The organism is Enterovibrio calviensis DSM 14347, assembly GCF_000621165.1.
GTDB classification, from domain to species: domain Bacteria; phylum Pseudomonadota; class Gammaproteobacteria; order Enterobacterales; family Vibrionaceae; genus Enterovibrio; species Enterovibrio calviensis.
Genome location: NZ_JHZA01000007.1, coordinates 163,598 through 182,500, shown reverse-complemented (window position 1 = coordinate 182,500; position 18,903 = coordinate 163,598). Strand labels below are relative to the sequence as shown.

General features: G+C 47.1%; 19 protein-coding genes. 11 read left to right on the top strand and 8 right to left on the bottom strand.

Annotated elements, in window-relative coordinates; translation table 11 throughout:
• Positions 1–92: 92 nt before the first annotated feature.
• Positions 93–1,253: an AAA family ATPase gene (locus tag Q365_RS0105600; RefSeq protein ID WP_028022413.1), complete on the bottom strand. Its 1,161-nt coding sequence runs from the start codon at positions 1,251–1,253 to the stop codon at positions 93–95.
• Between the two features lie 209 nt (positions 1,254–1,462).
• On the opposite strand from Q365_RS0105600, the gene Q365_RS0105595 reads away from it, so the two are divergent.
• Entirely contained in the window at positions 1,463–2,473 is a 1,011-nt protein-coding gene (locus Q365_RS0105595) for an alpha/beta hydrolase family protein (RefSeq protein ID WP_028022412.1), read from the top strand.
• Between the two features lie 26 nt (positions 2,474–2,499).
• Here the strand turns inward: Q365_RS0105595 and Q365_RS0105590 are convergent, their stop codons facing one another.
• Together Q365_RS0105590 and Q365_RS0105585 are read right to left on the bottom strand one after the other, a co-directional pair.
• A complete protein-coding gene (locus tag Q365_RS0105590; protein ID WP_028022411.1) occupies positions 2,500–3,588 on the bottom strand; it encodes a helix-turn-helix domain-containing protein in 1,089 nt (362 codons plus the stop codon).
• A 166-nt stretch (positions 3,589–3,754) separates the two neighbouring features.
• Positions 3,755–4,216 carry a methyltransferase family protein gene (locus Q365_RS0105585; protein ID WP_028022410.1) on the bottom strand — a complete coding sequence of 154 codons (462 nt, stop codon included), beginning with the start codon at positions 4,214–4,216 and terminating at the stop codon, positions 3,755–3,757.
• A 305-nt stretch (positions 4,217–4,521) separates the two neighbouring features.
• Here Q365_RS0105585 and Q365_RS0105580 point away from each other — a divergent pair, with 305 nt between their 5' ends.
• Genes Q365_RS0105580 through glcF form a run of 3 tightly spaced genes read left to right on the top strand, consistent with a single transcriptional unit; the run spans position 4,522 to position 8,397 of the window.
• Complete coding sequence (locus Q365_RS0105580) at positions 4,522–5,964, top strand: FAD-linked oxidase C-terminal domain-containing protein (RefSeq protein WP_028022409.1); 1,443 nt, start codon at positions 4,522–4,524, stop codon at positions 5,962–5,964.
• Positions 5,957–7,099 (top strand): glycolate oxidase subunit GlcE, encoded by a 1,143-nt coding sequence (gene glcE / locus Q365_RS25500; RefSeq protein WP_051563755.1) that lies wholly within the window; start codon positions 5,957–5,959, stop codon positions 7,097–7,099. Before Q365_RS0105580 ends, glcE begins: the two co-directional genes overlap by 8 nt.
• Complete coding sequence (gene glcF / locus Q365_RS0105570) at positions 7,096–8,397, top strand: glycolate oxidase subunit GlcF (protein ID WP_028022408.1); 1,302 nt, start codon at positions 7,096–7,098, stop codon at positions 8,395–8,397. Before glcE ends, glcF begins: the two co-directional genes overlap by 4 nt.
• Here the strand turns inward: glcF and Q365_RS0105565 are convergent.
• The 3 genes from Q365_RS0105565 to Q365_RS0105555 all read right to left on the bottom strand — a co-directional run bounded on the left by Q365_RS0105565 (position 8,394) and on the right by Q365_RS0105555 (position 10,408).
• Positions 8,394–8,642, bottom strand: coding sequence for a hypothetical protein (locus Q365_RS0105565; RefSeq protein WP_051563754.1), 249 nt, complete (start codon positions 8,640–8,642; stop codon positions 8,394–8,396). The genes glcF and Q365_RS0105565 overlap by 4 nt on opposite strands.
• 24 nt (positions 8,643–8,666) lie before the next feature.
• Entirely contained in the window at positions 8,667–9,533 is an 867-nt protein-coding gene (locus Q365_RS0105560) for an AraC family transcriptional regulator (protein WP_028022406.1), read from the bottom strand.
• Positions 9,534–9,697: 164 nt separating this feature from the next.
• Entirely contained in the window at positions 9,698–10,408 is a 711-nt protein-coding gene (locus Q365_RS0105555) for a cation transporter (protein ID WP_028022405.1), read from the bottom strand.
• Positions 10,409–10,593: 185 nt separating this feature from the next.
• Here Q365_RS0105555 and Q365_RS0105550 point away from each other — a divergent pair, with 185 nt between their 5' ends.
• The 7 genes from Q365_RS0105550 to Q365_RS0105520 all read left to right on the top strand — a co-directional run bounded on the left by Q365_RS0105550 (position 10,594) and on the right by Q365_RS0105520 (position 16,090).
• The gene (locus Q365_RS0105550; protein WP_028022404.1) at positions 10,594–11,475 is read left to right on the top strand and encodes a LysR family transcriptional regulator; all 882 of its coding nucleotides are present in this window, start codon (positions 10,594–10,596) and stop codon (positions 11,473–11,475) included.
• A 117-nt stretch (positions 11,476–11,592) separates the two neighbouring features.
• Complete coding sequence (locus Q365_RS0105545; RefSeq protein WP_028022403.1) at positions 11,593–12,135, top strand: GNAT family N-acetyltransferase; 543 nt, start codon at positions 11,593–11,595, stop codon at positions 12,133–12,135.
• 400 nt (positions 12,136–12,535) lie between these two features.
• Positions 12,536–12,817, top strand: a complete 282-nt coding sequence (gene bufA2 / locus Q365_RS0105540; RefSeq protein ID WP_028022402.1) for a BufA2 family periplasmic bufferin-type metallophore — start codon at positions 12,536–12,538, stop codon at positions 12,815–12,817.
• 23 nt (positions 12,818–12,840) lie between these two features.
• A complete protein-coding gene (bufB, locus tag Q365_RS0105535) occupies positions 12,841–13,668 on the top strand; it encodes an MNIO family bufferin maturase (protein WP_028022401.1) in 828 nt (275 codons plus the stop codon).
• Positions 13,665–14,429: an HvfC/BufC N-terminal domain-containing protein gene (locus tag Q365_RS0105530; protein WP_028022400.1), complete on the top strand. Its 765-nt coding sequence runs from the start codon at positions 13,665–13,667 to the stop codon at positions 14,427–14,429. The genes bufB and Q365_RS0105530 overlap by 4 nt, the downstream gene beginning before the upstream one ends.
• Positions 14,430–14,617: 188 nt before the next feature.
• Positions 14,618–15,538 (top strand): M14 family metallopeptidase, encoded by a 921-nt coding sequence (locus Q365_RS0105525; RefSeq protein WP_028022399.1) that lies wholly within the window; start codon positions 14,618–14,620, stop codon positions 15,536–15,538.
• 150 nt (positions 15,539–15,688) lie between these two features.
• The gene (locus Q365_RS0105520) at positions 15,689–16,090 is read left to right on the top strand and encodes a phosphate-starvation-inducible protein PsiE (protein WP_028022398.1); all 402 of its coding nucleotides are present in this window, start codon (positions 15,689–15,691) and stop codon (positions 16,088–16,090) included.
• Positions 16,091–16,138: 48 nt separating this feature from the next.
• Here the strand turns inward: Q365_RS0105520 and Q365_RS0105515 are convergent, their stop codons facing one another.
• Positions 16,139–17,575, bottom strand: a complete 1,437-nt coding sequence (locus Q365_RS0105515) for a glutathione synthase (RefSeq protein ID WP_028022397.1) — start codon at positions 17,573–17,575, stop codon at positions 16,139–16,141.
• A gap of 223 nt (positions 17,576–17,798) precedes the next feature.
• The gene (locus Q365_RS0105510) at positions 17,799–18,725 is read right to left on the bottom strand and encodes a hypothetical protein (protein WP_051563768.1); all 927 of its coding nucleotides are present in this window, start codon (positions 18,723–18,725) and stop codon (positions 17,799–17,801) included.
• Between the last annotated feature and the right edge of the window lie 178 nt (positions 18,726–18,903).

Sequence of the window (18,903 nt, the reverse complement as noted above, 5' to 3'; positions counted from 1 at the left end):
GACCTCTTTTTCCTTTGTAAGAAAGGGAGTTAGCTATGCAAAAAATTTCGTATTTAATCACGTATGGTGTACGTCAAACGTGCAAGACAAGGCTAATCGGGCCAATACCAATTGGGGCCATCAAGCATACCTTGTCCTTGAACTTCGGTTTGACCGAGCACTTTCTCCAATTGAATGGAGTGACAATCAGGATGTTCATTAAGCGCATTGATCAAACGATTAGCGTGGGAAATCACCCAAACTTGAGAGTGCGTTGAGGCATGGCCGATTAGCCGCGCCAGCGCAGGCAATAGATCGGGATGCAAACTGGTTTCAGGCTCGTTAAGCACCATCAAAGAGGGAGGCCTTGGGGTAAGTAACGCGGCAATCCAGAGCACAAAGCGCAGCGTTCCATCAGAAAGTTCAGCGCCCGTTAATGGACGCAACAACCCTCTTTGAAAGAACTCGAGAGAAAATCGCCCATCTTCTTTCGTCACAACACGCAATTTACAGCCAGGAAATGCATCTTCAATAGCGCGATCAAGTGCTTCTTTATCACCGATTTCAATAATGGTTTGAAGTGCAGCCGCAAGATCGCGACCATCATGATGAAGCACTGGTGTTCGCGTGCCTAACTGTGGCTTTCTGGCGGGTGCTTCGCTGTCAGTACGAAAATGATCGTAAAATCTCCAGCTTCTAATCATCTCACGCACATGGAACACTTCTGGCGCGGAGGCAGGGTCTGAATGCGAATCAAACATGCTGTCGTAATTGGGAATATGCTGAGAGATCACTTCCCATTGGCGACCCTGACGGGTTTTCACCACACTACCCTTGCGTTCAACTAAAGAACTTGCAGGTCTAAAATAATCACCGTTAAAAATACACTCATGTTTGATTTCAGGATCAAACATAAATGCTGATTGTTGAGGCGCAGGTAGCCCCAACGAAATGGCATAACCAAACGTCTCGCTCGCAAAGCCCAACTTCAAACGCACGACGTTCTTTCGTTGCGTTCCTTCAACCTCAACATCACCTCGCTTCATTGCCTCAGAAATCTCTTCTGGCCCAGCCCAAAACGTGGAATGCAACCCCCCTTCTTCTGCCAGTGAATTAACAACGCCACCCGACGCCGTTTTCGCCAACAAACGCAGCGCTTTATAGAGATTCGATTTACCACTACCATTCGATCCCGTGATCAAGTTCAACGGCCCAAGCGGAATAGTAAGCGACATAATGGAGCGGTAGTTAGCAATGGATAGCGACGTCAGCATAGGAGGCACCTAGCGATAACTGTTTTTATATACAGTATCAGTAAATCGAGAAATTGGAATAGCCAAAAAAGCAAAACTCGTAGCAGTGACAATCCACATATAAGTACTCGAATCGGTTCTAGGTCGTCCTCGATCCGGTTGTGAGGCGCACGGCACAGGTATTCCGACGAATATACCTATTATCGAAATGCCGACAAGGAACGCCAACAATGAAGCCTCTTATCTCACTGCTGCTGACTCTATTTTCGCTGAATGCCCTCGCCAACAGCGTTGGATTTACGCAATTTGAACTCGGCGATGAACCAAATCGCCCACTCCATGTGACGCTGTGGTATCCAACGACCGACAATGCTCCCGCGACGTTAGTGGCTGACAATATTGCCTTTGAAGGAACACGCGTTGTGAAAGAGGCAAAAGTGATGTCAGCCAAACATCCTCTGGTTTTATTGTCACATGGTTATCGTGGAAGTTGGCGAAACCTCAATTGGCTGGCCCACAAATTAGTCCAAGAAGGTTACATTGTCGCCGCGCCTGATCATCCGGGAACCACAACATTTGATCACTCTCCCTCTCAATCTTCACAGTGGTGGCAACGCCCAAGAGATCTCATTCGTGTGCTGAATTATTTGGAAGGTAATGCGGTATGGAAAGAGAGCATCGCATCGGATGACGTCACTGCGATTGGTCATTCGCTTGGAGGCTGGAGTGTCGCTCAGTTAGGGGGTGCGCAGTTTGATAGAAGTGCCTTCAATACACAATGCAAAATCCACCCAAATCCTCGCACATGTGGCTTGGCAAAAGAGCTAGGGTTAGATGCAGAACAAGACGGTGAACCCGAATCAAATGACCTTGCAGATCACAGAATCAAACGAGTGGTGATCCTAGACCTTGGCCTAGCACGAAGTTTCTCCACCACCAGCTTAAATGAGATCCAACAGCCATCGTTAATCCTCGCGGCGGGCATTGATATTGGAGACTTACCTCAAGCGATGGAATCCGGCTATCTAGCCGAGCACATTCCCCTAGAGAATCGTCGCTATAAGGTGTTTGAAAAGGCGACACATTTTAGCTTCATGCAGTTATGTAAGTCCAATGCGATAGCCATTCTTGAAGAAGAAGTCCCTGGTGATGGGGTGATTTGTAAAGATGGTATTGGCAGTGACAGACGCGCATTACATGAGGCGATATACGAAGATATTGCACGGTTCATCCGCGACTAAGGTAATAATATCTACCACGGTCAAATCTATTGGAGGGATTGGCGATATGCGCTGGGCGTTTGCCCCGTAATACGCAAAAACTCTCGGTTAAAATTGGATTTGGTTTGAAACCCTGACGCCAAGTAGATTTCAGTAATACTGTCTTTTGTTGTTTCTAACAGAGTTTTAGCATGTTCAATACGATACGCATTGATCACCTTGGAGATATTCTCCCCTTTGCACTTATTGACCGCACTAGAGAGTTGTTTAGCCGGGATACCCAATTTGCGTGATAATCGGCTCAACGTAATGTCTGGGTCACGATAAGTCTGCTTGATGTGCATTAATCCGTCGAATTTAGCCATGATATCGGCGGATTCTTCCTCTGACACTTGAGCATGGTTTTCAGGCGAGGGGTTTGTGGCAGTGACATCAACGATCTCTGAACCATCGGCGTCTAAAGACGACGGAAAAGGCATTGGTGTTGAGCGCGGCATTGCGGCGTTATTATCCCTGTCACGCGTCGACGTACTGAAACCGACAATAGCAACTGCGCCGACAACCATGGGGATCAAAATCAAATAGGACAAAGAAATGATGGCGGGTCCATGCTCGCCACGGTAGAAGGCGAAATCAAACGACAACATGCTATCAATCGACGCGGAAAACAACAGCATCGATCCCGCAACACGTTCTGCCACAACAACACGTTGCACGTTCGACAGTCGCACTTCTTCGGGCACTGTCAACGAGGAAGCAATCAACGCGCCACCGTAACCAAGATACAACGCAATTAGAGCCATATCGGTAGCAAAAGGCCATTGCGCGTAATTGAATGAACAAACGGCGATAAGTATTGGCCAACCTATATGCCAAAAAGCAGGCCGCTTATTGTGATGCGCTTTGGCAAAGCAATACCAAGCCGCAATGGGCAACATAGACGCCAAAATAGGCTGAACAAAACGCACCCATTGAAGATCAAGCGTCCAACGCATTCCCACTACGAAGGTACATGTCGCACACAGTATCGTGAACCACACCGATTTTTGACCTGATTTCCCCAACGTCAAAAACAAAAGTGCCGCAGCAATAATCAGTAACAGGGAAACAACGAAAGGAACGGGAATTGATAGCATCGACGAAAGATTCAAATTCGTGAGAGAAAAGAATGAGTGTATAGAAAATCGCCATTGTCTTAAACAGAGCCATGGCCTTAAACAAACATAGGGTCGGTTTTGTTACAGAACGGTGAGTTAGCCATGCAACAAAACCTGATTTCTTCGTGACGTTATTCGATAGAGCCTACAACCAACGACGCACCCTTCTCGTGTATTCAGGATATTCGTCAGGGAACTGTTCGGTTAGATACACTTCTTCAGGCTCTATTTGGAACATATTCATATAGAAAATGAACAACACACAACCAAGTAGCGTGTAAAAATTTGCGAAGTAACATGCAGCAGCAATGAGTAAGCACGCCAACCCTACATACATGGGGTTACGCGTCACACGATACACACCAGACTGAACAAGAGATGTCGAAGCCGTTTTTAATGTTGGATTCACTGTGGTTTGGTGACGACGAAATGCCACAACCCCAGAAACGCCGAACACCACACCAACGACCAAAAACACAACGCTTAATACACTGGAATATGACGCCAATAGCGGGCTGACTGGTGATATGCTCGCAATGCCTCTCATCAGCAGTAATATTAAAATAACCTGCAAAACAGGGGGCACTTTCAATTTCAAACTATCCATCATTCCTCCATGAATGAACGAAAAACTATATAACTTCAACAAAAATAATATCTTAGCGTCAACATGTTACGCAACAGTCTTGTAGAACAACCCTTGTATCCCTCTCTCGCAATTGTGAATTGCCTTCACTATCAGGTGAAGCGCCATTATGAATCCTGCATCATGAGAACTCGCTCGTATTGCAGTTGCGGTGAATACCTTACACGCCCCACACTTTTTCAGTATGGCATAAGGATTATGCAACTCCCCCTCACAGGATGGACTAACGTTTTACCATTCAATCACCAACACACAGGGAAGCTGACATGGATGCCGTCATATTTGAAGCACTTGAGAGCATTGTTGGCAGTGAGTTCATCATTGTCGATAAAGAAACCCTTCACCCTTATGAGTGCGACGGGCTATCGGTCTATTGTTCTCTTCCAACCTGTGTGGTGTTACCTGCGAATACAGAAGAAGTGATGGCAGTCATGGCATTGTGCCATCAGCATAGCGTGACCGTGGTTGCTCGTGGAGCGGGGACAGGGCTCTCCGCTGGTGCGCTGCCCATTGAGGGAGGGATTGTTCTTTCTTTAGCGAGACTTAATCAAATCCTTGATATCAAAAATGAAAGCGGCCTCGCTCTTGTACAACCCGGAGTTCGCAACCTCGCCATTTCAGAATCGGCCTCAAAATATGGTCTGTATTATGCGCCTGATCCTTCTTCACAAATAGCCTGTTCGATTGGCGGTAACGTAGCAGAAAACGCAGGCGGCGTTCACTGCCTAAAATATGGCCTCACGGTTCATAACATCGTCTCATTGATATTCGTGACCGCAGAGGGAGAACGCATAGAAGTGGGCGACAAAAGTGCCGATATCGCGGGTTTTGATTTTCTCGCCTTGTTAACTGGCTCTGAAGGCATGCTAGGCTTAGTGACGGAAATCACTGTTCGGCTGCTTCCCATTCCAGAACTTGCAAGGGTAATACTCGCAGGTTTTGACACGGTAGAAAATGCGGCAAACGCCGTCAATGCAATCATCTCAGACGGTATTATCCCTGCTGGCCTTGAAATGATGGATCGGTACGCCATTCAAGCGGCTGAAGATTTTGCTCACGCAGGTTACCCCAAAGACGCGGAAGCACTCTTGCTTTGCGAACTCGATGGCACTGCAGATGACGTGAATCACCAATTACAACTTGCCAAAACTCTGCTGGAATCCGCAGGCGCTACGTCACTGCGTGTTTCCAACAACGAGGAAGAACGGGCATTGATGTGGAAGGGACGCAAATCCGCATTTCCCGCCGTCGGTCGGTTATCACCAGACTACTACTGCATGGATGGCACCATTCCGCGTCGGCAGTTAGCCCCTGTTTTAGCAGAAATCCATCGGCTTTCCGAACAATATGGTTTGCGCGTTGCGAATGTATTCCATGCTGGTGATGGCAACTTACACCCACTCATCTTGTTCGATGCAAACGTTCCGGGCGAACTTGAACAAACGGAAGCGTTTGGGGCGGATATCCTGCGAGTTTGCGTTGAAGCCGGTGGCTGTATTACCGGTGAACACGGCGTTGGGCTAGAAAAAATCGAGCAGATGCACTATCAATTCAATGATGCAGAGCTAGCGCAGTTTCTTCGAGTCAAAGCCGCCTTCGACCCCGACAACCTACTTAATCCAGGGAAAGGCATCCCAACCCCCAAACACTGCCAAGAACACACAGTCATGAAACATTCATTGTCGCAAAGAGGGTCGACCAATGGCTGATATGTCGGCTTCGCTTTGCGAACAAGTGCGGGACGCCAAAGCTGATAACACGCCACTCAACATTATTGGAGGAAACACCAAAGCCTTTATCGGTCGAGAAGCCATAGGAAGCCCTGTTTCTCTCAGTGGCCACAGCGGTGTGACCGCCTATCACCCCAGTGAGCTAGTGATCACGGCTCGGGCAGGAACTCGCATTACCGAATTACAATCAATATTGGCTGAAAACAACCAAATGCTCGTTGGCGAGCCACCTGCATTCGAGGGAAAAGCGACGTTAGGAGGCACCGTTGCATGCAATGTTAGCGGCGCTTCTCGCCCATTTTATGGCTCACTACGAGACGCCATTCTAGGCGTAACCCTGATAAACGGCTTTGGTGAACACCTAAGGTTTGGCGGGCAGGTCATGAAAAACGTTGCTGGCTATGATTTATCTCGACTGCAAGCCGGTGCGATGGGCGCGTTTGGCATACTCACCGACATCAGCCTGAGAGTGATGCCAAAACCCGAAGCCACAGAAACCTTGATGCTTGAAATGGATACACAGCAAGCCATCACGGTCATGCGCAAATGGGTCATCAGCGGTTATCCCTTGTCTGGCGCGGCGTGGGTCGACGGGAATTTGTACATCCGACTCGCGGGGTCAGCGCCAAACGTGGCTGTTTATTCAAACAACATTGGCGGCGAAAAGCTGAGTCATCAATCCCTGTTCTGGCGATCTATTCGCAATTTCCGCCATCCATTTTTCAGTCACGATGGACATCTATATCGCTTATCTATTGATGCATCAGCCCCTCATATAACGCAATTCGAACACACATTGGTCGATTGGGCGGGAAACGTCCGTTGGGTGTTCACTGACGAACCCCATGAATCGTTAACCCAAATTGCCAAGCAACACGGCGGGCATGTGGCTCGATATCGTTCAAAGGCAGAATTGAGTGGCTCTAGACGCAACGATAACAGCGAGTGTTTTAACGCACTATCACCGCCCATTCAGCATCTGCATCAATCGCTTAAAGCAGCATTTGACCCACAACATCTGTTTAATCCAGGTCGGCTTTATTCTTGGTTAGGTGTCGAACGGTTAGCAGGTGAACGGTTAGGCGTTGATAGGCAAGGAGGCGAATCGCAATGAAGACAAACCTCGACAGTGCGTTTCTCAAATCAAAAGATGGCCAAAAAGCGCAGGATATTTTGCGACGCTGTGTGCACTGCGGGTTTTGTAACGCCACCTGCCCTACCTACCAAGAGCTAAGCGATGAAAGAGACGGCCCGCGAGGTCGTATTTATTTGATAAAACAAATGCTGGAAGGCAATGAAGTCACAGAGAAAACACAGCGACACCTTGATCGCTGCCTCACTTGCCGAAGCTGTGAAACCACCTGCCCTTCGGGTGTGAAATACGCAGAATTGCTCGATATCGGACGAAAACACATTGAATCAAAGGTGCCCCGTTCCGCCAAAGAAAAACTAATACGTTTTACCCTCACTCGCATTTTCCCCCATTCGGGCTGGGTTCGTTTCGGCGTGGTATTGGGGCGAACATTTTCGTTTTTGTTGCCAATAGCGCTTCGCAAGAAATTACCTCAGCAACAAGTCATTCGAGGTGGGCAAAACAATCGTATCAACCTCAAGCCAATCAATGCCAAGAGAATCTCCACCAATTCCCCAACGCCTGAAGTGAAGGCAATCAGGACCATGATTGGTTTTAAGGGTTGTGTTCAGCAAGCCGTCACACCGAACACCTTAATTGCGGCACGCGAAGTCATGTGTCATCTTGGCATTGAACTGATCACCATCAAAAACGAAACCTGCTGCGGCGCAATGAATGCGCATCTATCCGAACATCAGCGCGCTATTGAACAAGCCAAGCAAAATATCAATGCATGGTGGCCGCATATAGAAAATGGGGCTGAAGCCATTGTCATATCTGCATCAGGCTGTGGGTTATCCATCAAAGAATACCCAGAATTATTGAGACACGAACCCGATTACATGGATAAAGCCAATCGCATTGCTGCACTTGCGAAAGATCTTAGTGATGTACTGGCAGAAGAAGACTTGAGTCAATTACGGATTAAACAAAGTGGTGAACGTGCAGCGGTGCACTGCCCTTGCTCACTGCAACACGGTATCGACCGCAAAGGCAATCTATACAAAACACTCAGCCAACTAGGTGTAGTTCAAACCACAACCCACGAAAACCACCTCTGTTGCGGCTCTGCAGGGGCCTATTCCCTGCTACAACCAGAACTGAGTCAAAAGCTATTGAAGCGAAAACTTGAAGCACTGCAAGGTGACAATCCGGATGTGATTGTCACGGCCAACATTGGTTGCCAACTGCACCTAGCCTCGGAAAGTACTGTACCCGTCAAACACTGGATCGAACTACTGGCAGAGCGGCTATCATCGACTGAGGAGTCGTCAGTTTAGTGCGTGACATCGTTGATATAGACGTATAAAGCAATAACGAATGAAATCATCAGTGTCACTTGCCACAAGCCGTTTCCCCAAAAAGTCAGCGGCTCATCAGACCAAACTCGTAAGGCGACGTTAAACAGTTCCCCTTTTATCGTCATCACTATGACGGCCAGACAGTAATAGTTGAAGAACAAAGCGAGATGACGACGAGCCGTCGACAAGCTGCTCTTTAGCACGGTTTTGGTTGAAACAGTCACAACGCAACCTGCTGAAAATAGGTGCTAAACAATAGGAAGATATACATCCGTCACCATTTCATGTTCAGTCACGTCAGGGAATAAAGTCACGCGCTCAAACAGCACTGGTGCGTCACGCAGCGTCTCACTGGATTGCGGTAACCACTGCGAATATAAATACCTCACCGCACATCCAATCACATCGTCACTACCAACAAAGCGTATCTTGGCACAGCGCCCGCCTTGCAGTGTTTTTAGCGAAATGTTCGAGTCGGACGTATCGGTGCCCTTATCTATCTGACAGCAGAGATCAAACCGAAACGAGGTATCGACCACTTCTTCTGGGTCGTCATAAATCAAATTGAAAGTTCGATAGCGGCTCGGCGGAACCTTATTGCTCTTTCGCCATTCAATGAATTTACCCACCGAATACTGCAAATTCTCTGGCGAATCACGGTGTTCAAACACAGCCACATCTAGTGTCGGCAGTTCTGCATATTCCACATTGAAGTTAGAATATTTGAGGAATGCTTCATTTCGAAGCTTAAAAATGCCATCAAAATGCAGTTGCCATGCGGCCCAATTGGGCTCAGTTCGAAATGCAGATGGGCTTTGTTCAAACACTTTGCGAAAGGCACGAGAAAACGCCTCACTGCTTTCGTAGTGACAATCCAATGCAATGGTAGTAATCGAAAGATCATCACGGTAGGCGATTTGATAAGCCGCTTTTTTCAGCCGTAAAAGGCGAACATAAGTAGCCACTGTGATGCCGTATTCAACAGAAAATAGACGATGAAAATGGTGCTTAGAGAGATGAGCAACTTTGCTCAACGTATCGAGATTAATCTGTTCATCCAAATTCAGTTCAATGTATTCGCGAACCTTCTCCAAGCGGGCCTTACAATTCGACATGTACTGCGCTCCCTCCGTTAGTACGTTATCGCCAACAACAACATAACGTACTAACGACCTTGAAACTTGACCAAACTTGCTGATATCAGATGAACTTAACGGATAAAAAAATGGCAGCTCAATGAGCTGCCATTTCTTGAATTAAGATGTTAGTTACGTGACTTTCAAGCCAAGAGGCGTTGCCCAGACACGGCGTTGTCTTCTTGGTAGATGTTCCACAAACGTTTGGTTGAATCACCCACCATCTTTACAGGTACCGTCGCAAAGTAAACCGATGCCAGAATCACCATGATTGGGTCTGCGTAAACCGCGTAGTCTGAGTAACCGCTCGCCATCATCGCTGCAGCGATAATAAAACCGACTAATACAGCGGCACTAATCACGGTATCCATCAACCATTGGCTGGTTTCGGCTTTCAAAATTGTCGAGGCTTGTTTACCCGAGCGTGACTTCACGAAAAAGTAACAGGCAAAACAACCAATCAAGTTAACCACGCCAAAAATTAGGGCAGAACCCGCGTTGACTTCACGTCCGCCGTTAAACATGGCTTCAAATGCTGATGCAAATGACACTACGCATACAACCGATACGGCGAGACCTTTAATCAACACCACCAATGACTCAATAACTTCGGCTTTTTGCGCAGAAACGTGCTTACCTGATTTTCGATTTTTGCCTGTGCCATTGCTAATGTAGACCGTCGCGCCGAGTGCCATCAGAGAGAGAAAAAGGCTAACCAAAGAGTAAGCACCATCAAACACTATCGCCATTGATCCAGCCCAGAGACCGATCCCAACACCTAACGCAGCAAAGCAAAAACAAGCAAAACTAGAAAATTTCAGTAAGTTACGTTCTTTCGCATATTCACACGACATAAATCCCCACAAGTGACAAAAAAATTGACTGCAACATCATTCAATGGCGCAGTAATAACGACAATACAGCCTATTTGGGGATTCAAGGAGTTACTGAGCGACAACTTTTTGGTCGCTGGGGTTTTATTCTATTTATTTAGGGTTAAAATGAATCTGGTCAATACCCGTACAAACATGGACATACAATGCGAAGTAGCCAAATAGAAATGTTCCTCACCGCGGTCGAAACTGGCTCAATTGCTGGTGCGGCGCGTGAACTCGAAAAAAGCCGTACCACAGTCAGTGCCGCGATCAGTGCGCTAGAGGATAGTTTGGGCGTGGAATTGCTAGCCCGCTCAGGAAATAGCGTTAACCTGACCAACGTTGGCCGAATGATTCACGATGACTGCGAACGCTTACTGCAAGCCGCACATGACATTGACGCTAAGTGTCGCCAGTTCGAAAGTGGCGTGGAATCAGCACTTCGTATTGGCCGTGATGACGCTATTCCTGAGTCATTTTGGCGTGCCACCATGCGCGAAATCCACCAGCTGTTTCCCAATTCAAGCGTATCGCTTTACGTTGCGCCACCACCAGAACTCTACGAAATGGTGGATGAGAACATGGTTGACGTCGCCTTTGGTTTGCTGCCAGAAACACGCGCATTCGGCCGTATCAGTTCGAAAAAGCTAGGACAGGTACGAATGATGTCCGTTGTTCACAAGGACCACCCTCTCGCAAGGCTCAAACGCGTTCAGCGCGCCGACCTTGAACGCTATACAGAAGTCACTCTCGCTTATGTGGATGACGAAGGTTTGAAAGCGCTCGATCCGATTTCCCCACACTATATTGCTCTGCCATTTTATGAGCATTTGCGCGATGCCGTGTTAGATGGCTCTGGTTGGTCAAATGTCCCTTCTGTTCTTTTGAGGAAATACCTAAGAAGCGGCACACTGCAGGTATTACGCCATTCCAGTGCCATGCAGCTACAACCGTACGGACAAATTACATCAATGGATGGTCACACAGGCGCACTCACAGTATGGCTGTCTGATCGATTGGAAGCGTACTTGGCCGAAAATAGTTGAGCACACAATCACTAACTCAATTCATGGATTTTCATATTCCTATTCAAGATGTTAGCTTGGATACACAGTAATCATGAAGCACGCTAGATAGTCACAGAAAGGAAACAAGGAAGTAAAATGGACATCGTGGAAGCCACATTGGCAGACTTACCCCAGTTCTTCGAGTACTTAGAAAGACAACTCGAAGAAAATGCAGACGAGAATACGCCGCTGTTCCAGCCTGTTGCCAAAGCGCACAGTCCACTCACTGATCAGCTTAAGGCCAAATTCCGCAACGGTTTTCACGTACCGTTTGGTGAAAGTGGATGGCGTAAGCTTTGGCTAGTAAAAGACTCGAACAACACTATTCGCGGGCATATCGATTTGCGCCACCACAGTGATGACTATACCTTTCACCGCGTTTTGATAGGCATGGGTGTGGATCGTCGTATGAGAAAGCAAGGTATCGGTAAACAGTTGCTCGATTGTGTCGTTCAATTTTGCAACGCACATAGTCACATTGACTGGCTAGATTTGCAGGTGCTCTCTGACAATATCCCAGCAAAATACCTGTATTTAACTCGAGGTTTCAACACTATTGGAGAAATAACTGATTTATATCGTATTGACGGAAAGTCAGTATCAGAAATAACCATGACAGTCAGTACGATAAAAGAGTAATAAAACCCACGCTCTCTGAATTTTATTATCCCTCCCCAGCGAAATCACCAAAAAAGAAATTAACCGGCGACCGTTTTGTTTGTGTCAAAAAATAGACCAAAGCACAGAACCAAGCATATGAAACACTTCACCTCCACACATTTCTCGCTTTAAGTCATCTCGATTATCAAAAAAACCAAAATTTAAATAAAATAAAAACAACAACTTAGAAATATATTCAATATTTTCTCAATTTTCATGAAATCAACTCAGATACCTATAGGTCTATTTATGTGGCTTTTGAATGTACTTAAACCAACCAGTCATCGCACTTTACGTTGAAATATTCACCGCGTGCACGATTGGCAATTTACTTATTAGCAAGATGCTTGTTTTACGTGAAAACATTGGAGAATAGAAAATGAATAAAGTAGAAAAAAGCGCCACCTTTGCTTCCGTTGCTTTGGCTTTGGCCTTAAGCACTTCTGCGTTTGCTGCTGAATCACCAAAAGGTAGCAGCGGCGCTGCTATCGGTGCTGGTGATAAAGTGCACTGTTATGGCATACACTCTTGTAAAGGCAACTCAGATTGTAAAACTGCAGAGCACGCCTGTAAGGGTCAAAACCAATGTGGCGGACACGGCTTCAAAGGCATGAAAGCGAAAGAATGCCTCGATGCTGGCGGCACTATCTCTGATATCTAATCATTTAAGAAAGGGATAAAGAAATGACTTCTAGCTTTGGTCTTGGACTTCGCACTCAGCATTACAACGATTTTCTGAATGCGCCTCAACCTGTCGACTGGTTAGAAGTCATTTCTGATAATTACATGGTCAATGGCGGAAAACCATTGACCATGCTTGACCGTATTCGCGCTGACTATCCCATGGTCATGCACGGCGTGTCTCTTTCCATTGGTTCAATCAACGGACTAGACACCGAATACCTTCGAAAACTTAAAGCACTCGAACAGCGCATTGAACCCATGTGGGTTTCTGATCACTTGTGTTGGAGTGGCGTTCATGGACGCAAACTTCACGATTTAATGCCACTTCCCTTTACGCAAGAAGCGTTAGATGTCGTCGTGAGAAATATTCACCAAGCACAAGAGGCATTGCAACGCCCCTTAGTGTTAGAAAACGTATCCAGCTATGTAGAATTTACCGCGTCTGAAATGACAGAGTGGGAATTCCTCTCCGCGATAAGCCGAACAACCGACTGTAAGTTATTGCTTGATATCAATAATATCTATGTTAGCGCTTTCAATCATGGCTTTTCCTCGACAGACTTCATTCAAGGTATTCCCGTCGACAGCGTTCAGCAGTTTCACCTGGCGGGTCACTTAAATAATGGCGACCATTTGATCGATACCCATGATCACCCTGTTTGTGATGGCGTATGGTCACTCTACGAACAAGCACTCCAACGATTTGGTGAAACGCCGACTATGATAGAGCGTGACGACAACATTCCTCCGCTGTCTGAATTGCTCGCTGAGTTAGATAACGCCCGCTCAATTGCACATAATGTGCTGCAAACCGAGGGAGTGTTATGAAGCTGCAAGATATTCAAGATCAATTCCAGACTATCGTTTTACGCAAAGAGTGTCTTGACGCCAATTGGGTCAATCAATCAGCACAACGCCTCCCTGCCAAAGACCGCTTAGCCATTTATCACAATGCTTATCGCGTTCGCTTGGTTGACGTTTTGCGTGACACCTTTGGGCACACTGTCATATATCTTGGTGACGACTGGTTCAATCAACTGGCGAACGATTACGTGCAATCGCACCATTCTCGTTACAACAACATCGGCTTTTATGGCGACATTTTTCCTGAGTTCTTAGCACAACAGCTTCCCGATGATCTGGAAGTCTCTGAGTTGGCAGCGTTAGATTGGACGCTTCGACGCGCTTTTGACGGCGCTGATAGCTCAGTTATGACATTGGAAGATCTGCAAAACATCGCGAGCACCGAATCGCAAGATGGATCGTTAAAACCCGTTCCTACCTTGTCGGTCGCAACGCACCACTTCAATACACTGGATATTTGGCACGCCATTGATCAAGATACCGTGCCACCAGAAGTCGCCCCACTGCCACAACCCGTCGACGTACTGATTTGGCGTAAAGGCCACTCCCCGCATTTTCGCAGCATTTCACCCATCGAATCTGCCGCTATTGATTATGTGTCCGCAGGAATGAACGTGAACGATTTGGGCGCGAAACTGAGTGCTCAATTCCCTGACTCAGATATGTCCGTCGAATTCGGCCAAATGCTGCTTCGCTGGATCAATGATGAAGTGTTGGCGTTTTAGTCATCCAGCCCCAAAAAGGGTTGGATAATCGTTTCAAAAAAGCGCGTTGTATCAGCCCTCTTTCTCTCCTCTACGTCGCCAACCTCAACGTGTCGTCTTATCGCATTAAGGCCATTGATATTCGATTGAAAGCCGAAAAGAGTGTGCTAATCTCTAGCGACTTAGCATTCTCTCAGTAAGGAATCATCATGACGACGTCCACCCCTTTTCCAATCGGTACACCAGGACAACCTTGGGGAGAGGAAGAAAAAGCGCAATGGTTAACCACTACCAGCCTTAAGCGCAGCTACAACGATGATGTGGTCACCAAAATCAATGCACTAAAAGACCGCTTTGACGTGACGCAATACGGCGCATTGTCTTTTGATGAAGCGCGATACCCTCAGTTTGGTATTCGCAGCCGTGATTTCGATAAAAGCAAACCCACCATATTGATCACTGGCGGTGTCCACGGTTACGAAACCAGCGGCGTGCATGGCGCATTGCAATTCTTAAATACCGACGCACTGTCATTTACAGAACACTTTAACTTTGTGGTTGCGCCGTGTATCAGCCCATGGGGCTATGAAACCATCAACCGTTGGAACCCTTACACCGTCGATCCAAACCGTTCGTTTGTAGAGAACAGCCCATCTCAAGAAGCCGCGAATGTAATGGCATGGGTAAAAAGCTTAGATGTAGAGGTATTTGCTCACATCGACTTACATGAAACGACAGACACAGACGACACTGAATTCCGTCCTGCGCTCGCTGCTCGCGATGGCAAAGACTATGAAGAAGATACCGTTCCAGATGGCTTCTATACGGTTGGTGATACCGAGAATCCAAACGTGGATTTCCAAACCGCTGTTATCGATGAAGTGCGTAAAGTGACTCACATTGCACCGGCTGATGCGACAGGGAAAATCATTGGCACGCCAGTCGAACAAGAAGGTGTGATCAATTACCCCGTCAAGGCCCTTGGACTTTGCACTGGCTTCACCGACTGTGAATACAGCACCACCACAGAAGTGTATCCGGACAGCGAAAAAGTCACCGACCAAGAATGTAATGACGCGCAAGTGGCTGCGGTTCGAGGGGCGCTGAATTACCTACTGTCCGCACGATAAGATCCTTTCTTTTCAGTATCCAAACGCTTCAATGTAAACGTGCTTTGCACACACCCTAACGATATTGAGGGTGTGTGCTCTCGCCAATGAGACCCTTCCCTACACATCTACTCGCTACACTGGCTTTGTGTTCAAGGACTGGCCGTAACAATGCCCAAGAATAGAAAAGCATCACAAATCATACATTTGATGGAAAATTGTGTATTGGTGCTGATTTTCCTCGCCACGATTTATGCCATTGGTGAAGAAATTTATCTGGTGATTATGAATCGAACGGTATCGGTCGGTGATTTGCTGTTGATGTTCATTTATCTCGAAGTATTGGCCATGGTTCACAGCTTTTTCGAATCGGGAAAAGTACCCGTGAGAATGCCGTTATACATAGCCATTGTGGCGCTCGCCCGTTATCTTATTTTGGATATGAAAAACATGGACGACTGGCGAATTCTCGCCATCACAGTCGCAGGGCTGATTTTGGCCATTACCGTCTTTATCATCCGCATTGGACACATCAAATTTCCCTACCCCAAAGTCCCAAATGGCGAAGAGTAGAAACAAAACAGCCACCCTTTCAGTGGCTGTTTTCGAAGGCTGCTTTCATTACCCTTTGAAGGCCAGAGAATCTAATGCGCCCATGCCGCTGTGAACACCGCCTTCCGTTACTTGTGACGATTTACTACGGATCAAATAGCCCGCATAGCCGCCACCTTCTAGTGCTGCCTCGCCATCGATATGCACCGTGAACAATCCAATCTCACTGATCAGATCATCGATGACATAAATCTCGCCTTTTCGCACCACATACGCAGCTTGCGAGCGCGGCAGAGGGTGCAGCCTTCTCATCAAGGACCACGCTTCGTATTCATTCGGATCAAGCGACAACAACTTGGTGTATATGTCTTCTCCAAACACACAATGACCGCCACCTTCACCTTGGTTTTTCAGCACCCATTCATCAAGCGGACGTTGTTTCACCCATTCCGCGCTTTGTGCATCGACGGCAATCATATCACCCAGCAAATACTTCACTTCTTGCGCTTCTGATTCCGTTAAACCAAAACGCGTAAGCGATTCCACCGGAGCAGAAGACAACAGCATTTGCAGACGCTTACTCGTTGCCAACTGTTGGCTAACCGTCGCATTGACCGCCACACGATGTTTTTCAATCATCACGCGTGTTTGTGCGAGCGCTTCACAGCAAGCCTTATCAACAATGTCGTGAGCAACATAGTCACTGAACTGATACCCCGCGCGAAGATACACGCAATCAATCGTGCCAATCCCTTCTAAGATCAGGCGGCGGTTCTCTCCTGTTGATAGGCCATCATAGAGTTCACGAAAGGTTCGACGTACGGTGCGTATCCCTTTGGCTTGCAGCGCGTGCTCAAGCAAATGCTGGTCATACACATTGTCTTCACGATCTTGTACCACCATGATAAACGTCGGCGAGCCAGAGTCGGAAAATTCACGTTTTATCTTCCATGTTGCCGCCGCAATCCCGTCAGCCAAGCCGTTCAAAGCATTATTACTGATTGGTTGCCCTACTTCACTGCCCGACCATTCCGCATACGGCGCAGGCCACTGTGTCGATAAGTAACTATGCAGCTCATGGATACGCTGACCAAACGGCCCCATCCCTGCCGCAATGCCGTTAAATTCAATCAGCTTTGGGCCAAGAGTGGCATCGTCCATAAAGTCGCTTCGCATGATCAACAACGGCAAACATACCTGCCCATCATCGCTGTTATGGATACTGTCTGCCATTCGCAGCAACGCGTTAAAAAACACATTACCTGTCGTGATCGGGGTTATCGCTTCAACCAGAAACCCATGATCCTGCGACACCGCGTGCACAAGTTTACCGAGGAGGTGAACAGAGGATCTCAGCCGTTCAAAACGCGCACTTTCAATAACAGTTGGCGTCAGCGTAAATGCGGGATGTCTCGCTGAATCATCAGTCTGTTTTAACGCCATGCCATGAGTTAATGCCCACTCAACCGCTTCATTTTTGGCTTTTTCTGTATTCTTATAGGCCATCAAGTTTTCCTTTGGGACTCATTCGCATCGTAAAGTTAAGTGCATATTGCCCAATGTTACTGACTCTTTCGCGCGAATCTGTGTGATCGATAGTTCAATCGATGAGCAGTCACCCAGCCACGCATTTATACCCAAACATAGACTCAATAAAATCAAACAAAAAAGCCAGTGCTGAACACTGGCTATTCCTGGCGCAATGGAAAGCAAAATAGCGTCTGAAGTTTTATTTCACTTCGTATCTCAGTAGCACTTCGTTATCAATCACGACGTTTGTTGACCAAATGAAGCTCGCTCCCGCACCACTAAATTTTTCAATGAAGTTCATGTACGCCTTTTTATTGTTCACGCCAATGTCATCTTCGGAATACAAAGTGGCTTGAGGCCACGAACTCGCGTCAAAATCTTCAGCCATCCAATTATCAGGCGTTTGCCAATGAATGGCATACGCATCTTGCCCTTCATCTGTTCCCTCTGTCGTACACGTTTCCGACAGTCGACGTCCATCCTCTTCTTTCAGGCAAGACAGGTCATAAACAGGTGATGTATAGAATGTCTGGGCTTTCCAATCGGCATTGGTCACCGTGCCATCGCTAAAGCTCGCAATGAAACCACCGTCACCAGCGTGATATTTTTTCCCGCGGTTGTTCTCCGAACCCAATCCTAGGTTTTCTTCCCAATCAATTGCCTTGATGGCAATGGTGTATGGTTTGCTAACCTTGAACTTAACGATATTCGAATTGAATGGCGTAAACGGCACGGTATCAACAGCGACAAGCGTACCGTTGATATACAGCTCAAAATAATTGTCTGCAAAAATATAGCCGGTAACCTCTTCTCCATCAGGGTCGATTACAACGACAGGCACTGAGTCTTGATCGACGTCAGCCAGGCTTTTCGGGGTGATATTTGCACACCCCTCATACAAATCGACTGCTTTCGGCCCAGTGGCGTAATTGTTTTTTGCAGGAACAGTCCAGACGTTGCCCTCTGCATCTGTTATCTCACCTATGCCCGCCACTCGGCTTCGCCCATTGGCGCACTCAAAAATGTTCGACTCGATGGTTTTAGCTACGCCCTGTGTAATGCTCCCTGAGCCACTGTATTCGACCACACCATCAGAAGATGCGAGTGCAAGTGGAGAAAAAGCCATCGTGAGCGCAATCGCTGATGGAAGGGGGATGATTCGTTGAGAGTTGAATTTCACTGAGTGCCTATACTTTTTGCTGGTTGATTTATAACAGCTTAGTTGCGAAGAGACGCCAGTACAAAGGGAATAGGAACGGCATTTCTCAATATCAATACAACCGTTTTTGATATGGCGGATTAGC

Coding starts and splice junctions, on each gene's coding strand:
- Q365_RS0105600 (WP_028022413.1), bottom strand. CDS start 1,253: ATGCTGACGTCGCTATCCATTGCTAACTACCGCTCCATTATGTCGCTT.
- Q365_RS0105595 (WP_028022412.1), top strand. CDS start 1,463: ATGAAGCCTCTTATCTCACTGCTGCTGACTCTATTTTCGCTGAATGCC.
- Q365_RS0105590 (WP_028022411.1), bottom strand. CDS start 3,588: ATGCTATCAATTCCCGTTCCTTTCGTTGTTTCCCTGTTACTGATTATT.
- Q365_RS0105585 (WP_028022410.1), bottom strand. CDS start 4,216: ATGGATAGTTTGAAATTGAAAGTGCCCCCTGTTTTGCAGGTTATTTTA.
- Q365_RS0105580 (WP_028022409.1), top strand. CDS start 4,522: ATGGATGCCGTCATATTTGAAGCACTTGAGAGCATTGTTGGCAGTGAG.
- glcE (WP_051563755.1), top strand. CDS start 5,957: ATGGCTGATATGTCGGCTTCGCTTTGCGAACAAGTGCGGGACGCCAAA.
- glcF (WP_028022408.1), top strand. CDS start 7,096: ATGAAGACAAACCTCGACAGTGCGTTTCTCAAATCAAAAGATGGCCAA.
- Q365_RS0105560 (WP_028022406.1), bottom strand. CDS start 9,533: ATGTCGAATTGTAAGGCCCGCTTGGAGAAGGTTCGCGAATACATTGAA.
- Q365_RS0105555 (WP_028022405.1), bottom strand. CDS start 10,408: ATGTCGTGTGAATATGCGAAAGAACGTAACTTACTGAAATTTTCTAGT.
- Q365_RS0105550 (WP_028022404.1), top strand. CDS start 10,594: ATGCGAAGTAGCCAAATAGAAATGTTCCTCACCGCGGTCGAAACTGGC.
- Q365_RS0105545 (WP_028022403.1), top strand. CDS start 11,593: ATGGACATCGTGGAAGCCACATTGGCAGACTTACCCCAGTTCTTCGAG.
- bufA2 (WP_028022402.1), top strand. CDS start 12,536: ATGAATAAAGTAGAAAAAAGCGCCACCTTTGCTTCCGTTGCTTTGGCT.
- bufB (WP_028022401.1), top strand. CDS start 12,841: ATGACTTCTAGCTTTGGTCTTGGACTTCGCACTCAGCATTACAACGAT.
- Q365_RS0105530 (WP_028022400.1), top strand. CDS start 13,665: ATGAAGCTGCAAGATATTCAAGATCAATTCCAGACTATCGTTTTACGC.
- Q365_RS0105525 (WP_028022399.1), top strand. CDS start 14,618: ATGACGACGTCCACCCCTTTTCCAATCGGTACACCAGGACAACCTTGG.
- Q365_RS0105520 (WP_028022398.1), top strand. CDS start 15,689: ATGCCCAAGAATAGAAAAGCATCACAAATCATACATTTGATGGAAAAT.
- Q365_RS0105515 (WP_028022397.1), bottom strand. CDS start 17,575: ATGGCCTATAAGAATACAGAAAAAGCCAAAAATGAAGCGGTTGAGTGG.
- Q365_RS0105510 (WP_051563768.1), bottom strand. CDS start 18,725: ATGGCTTTTTCTCCACTTGCACTCGCATCTTCTGATGGTGTGGTCGAA.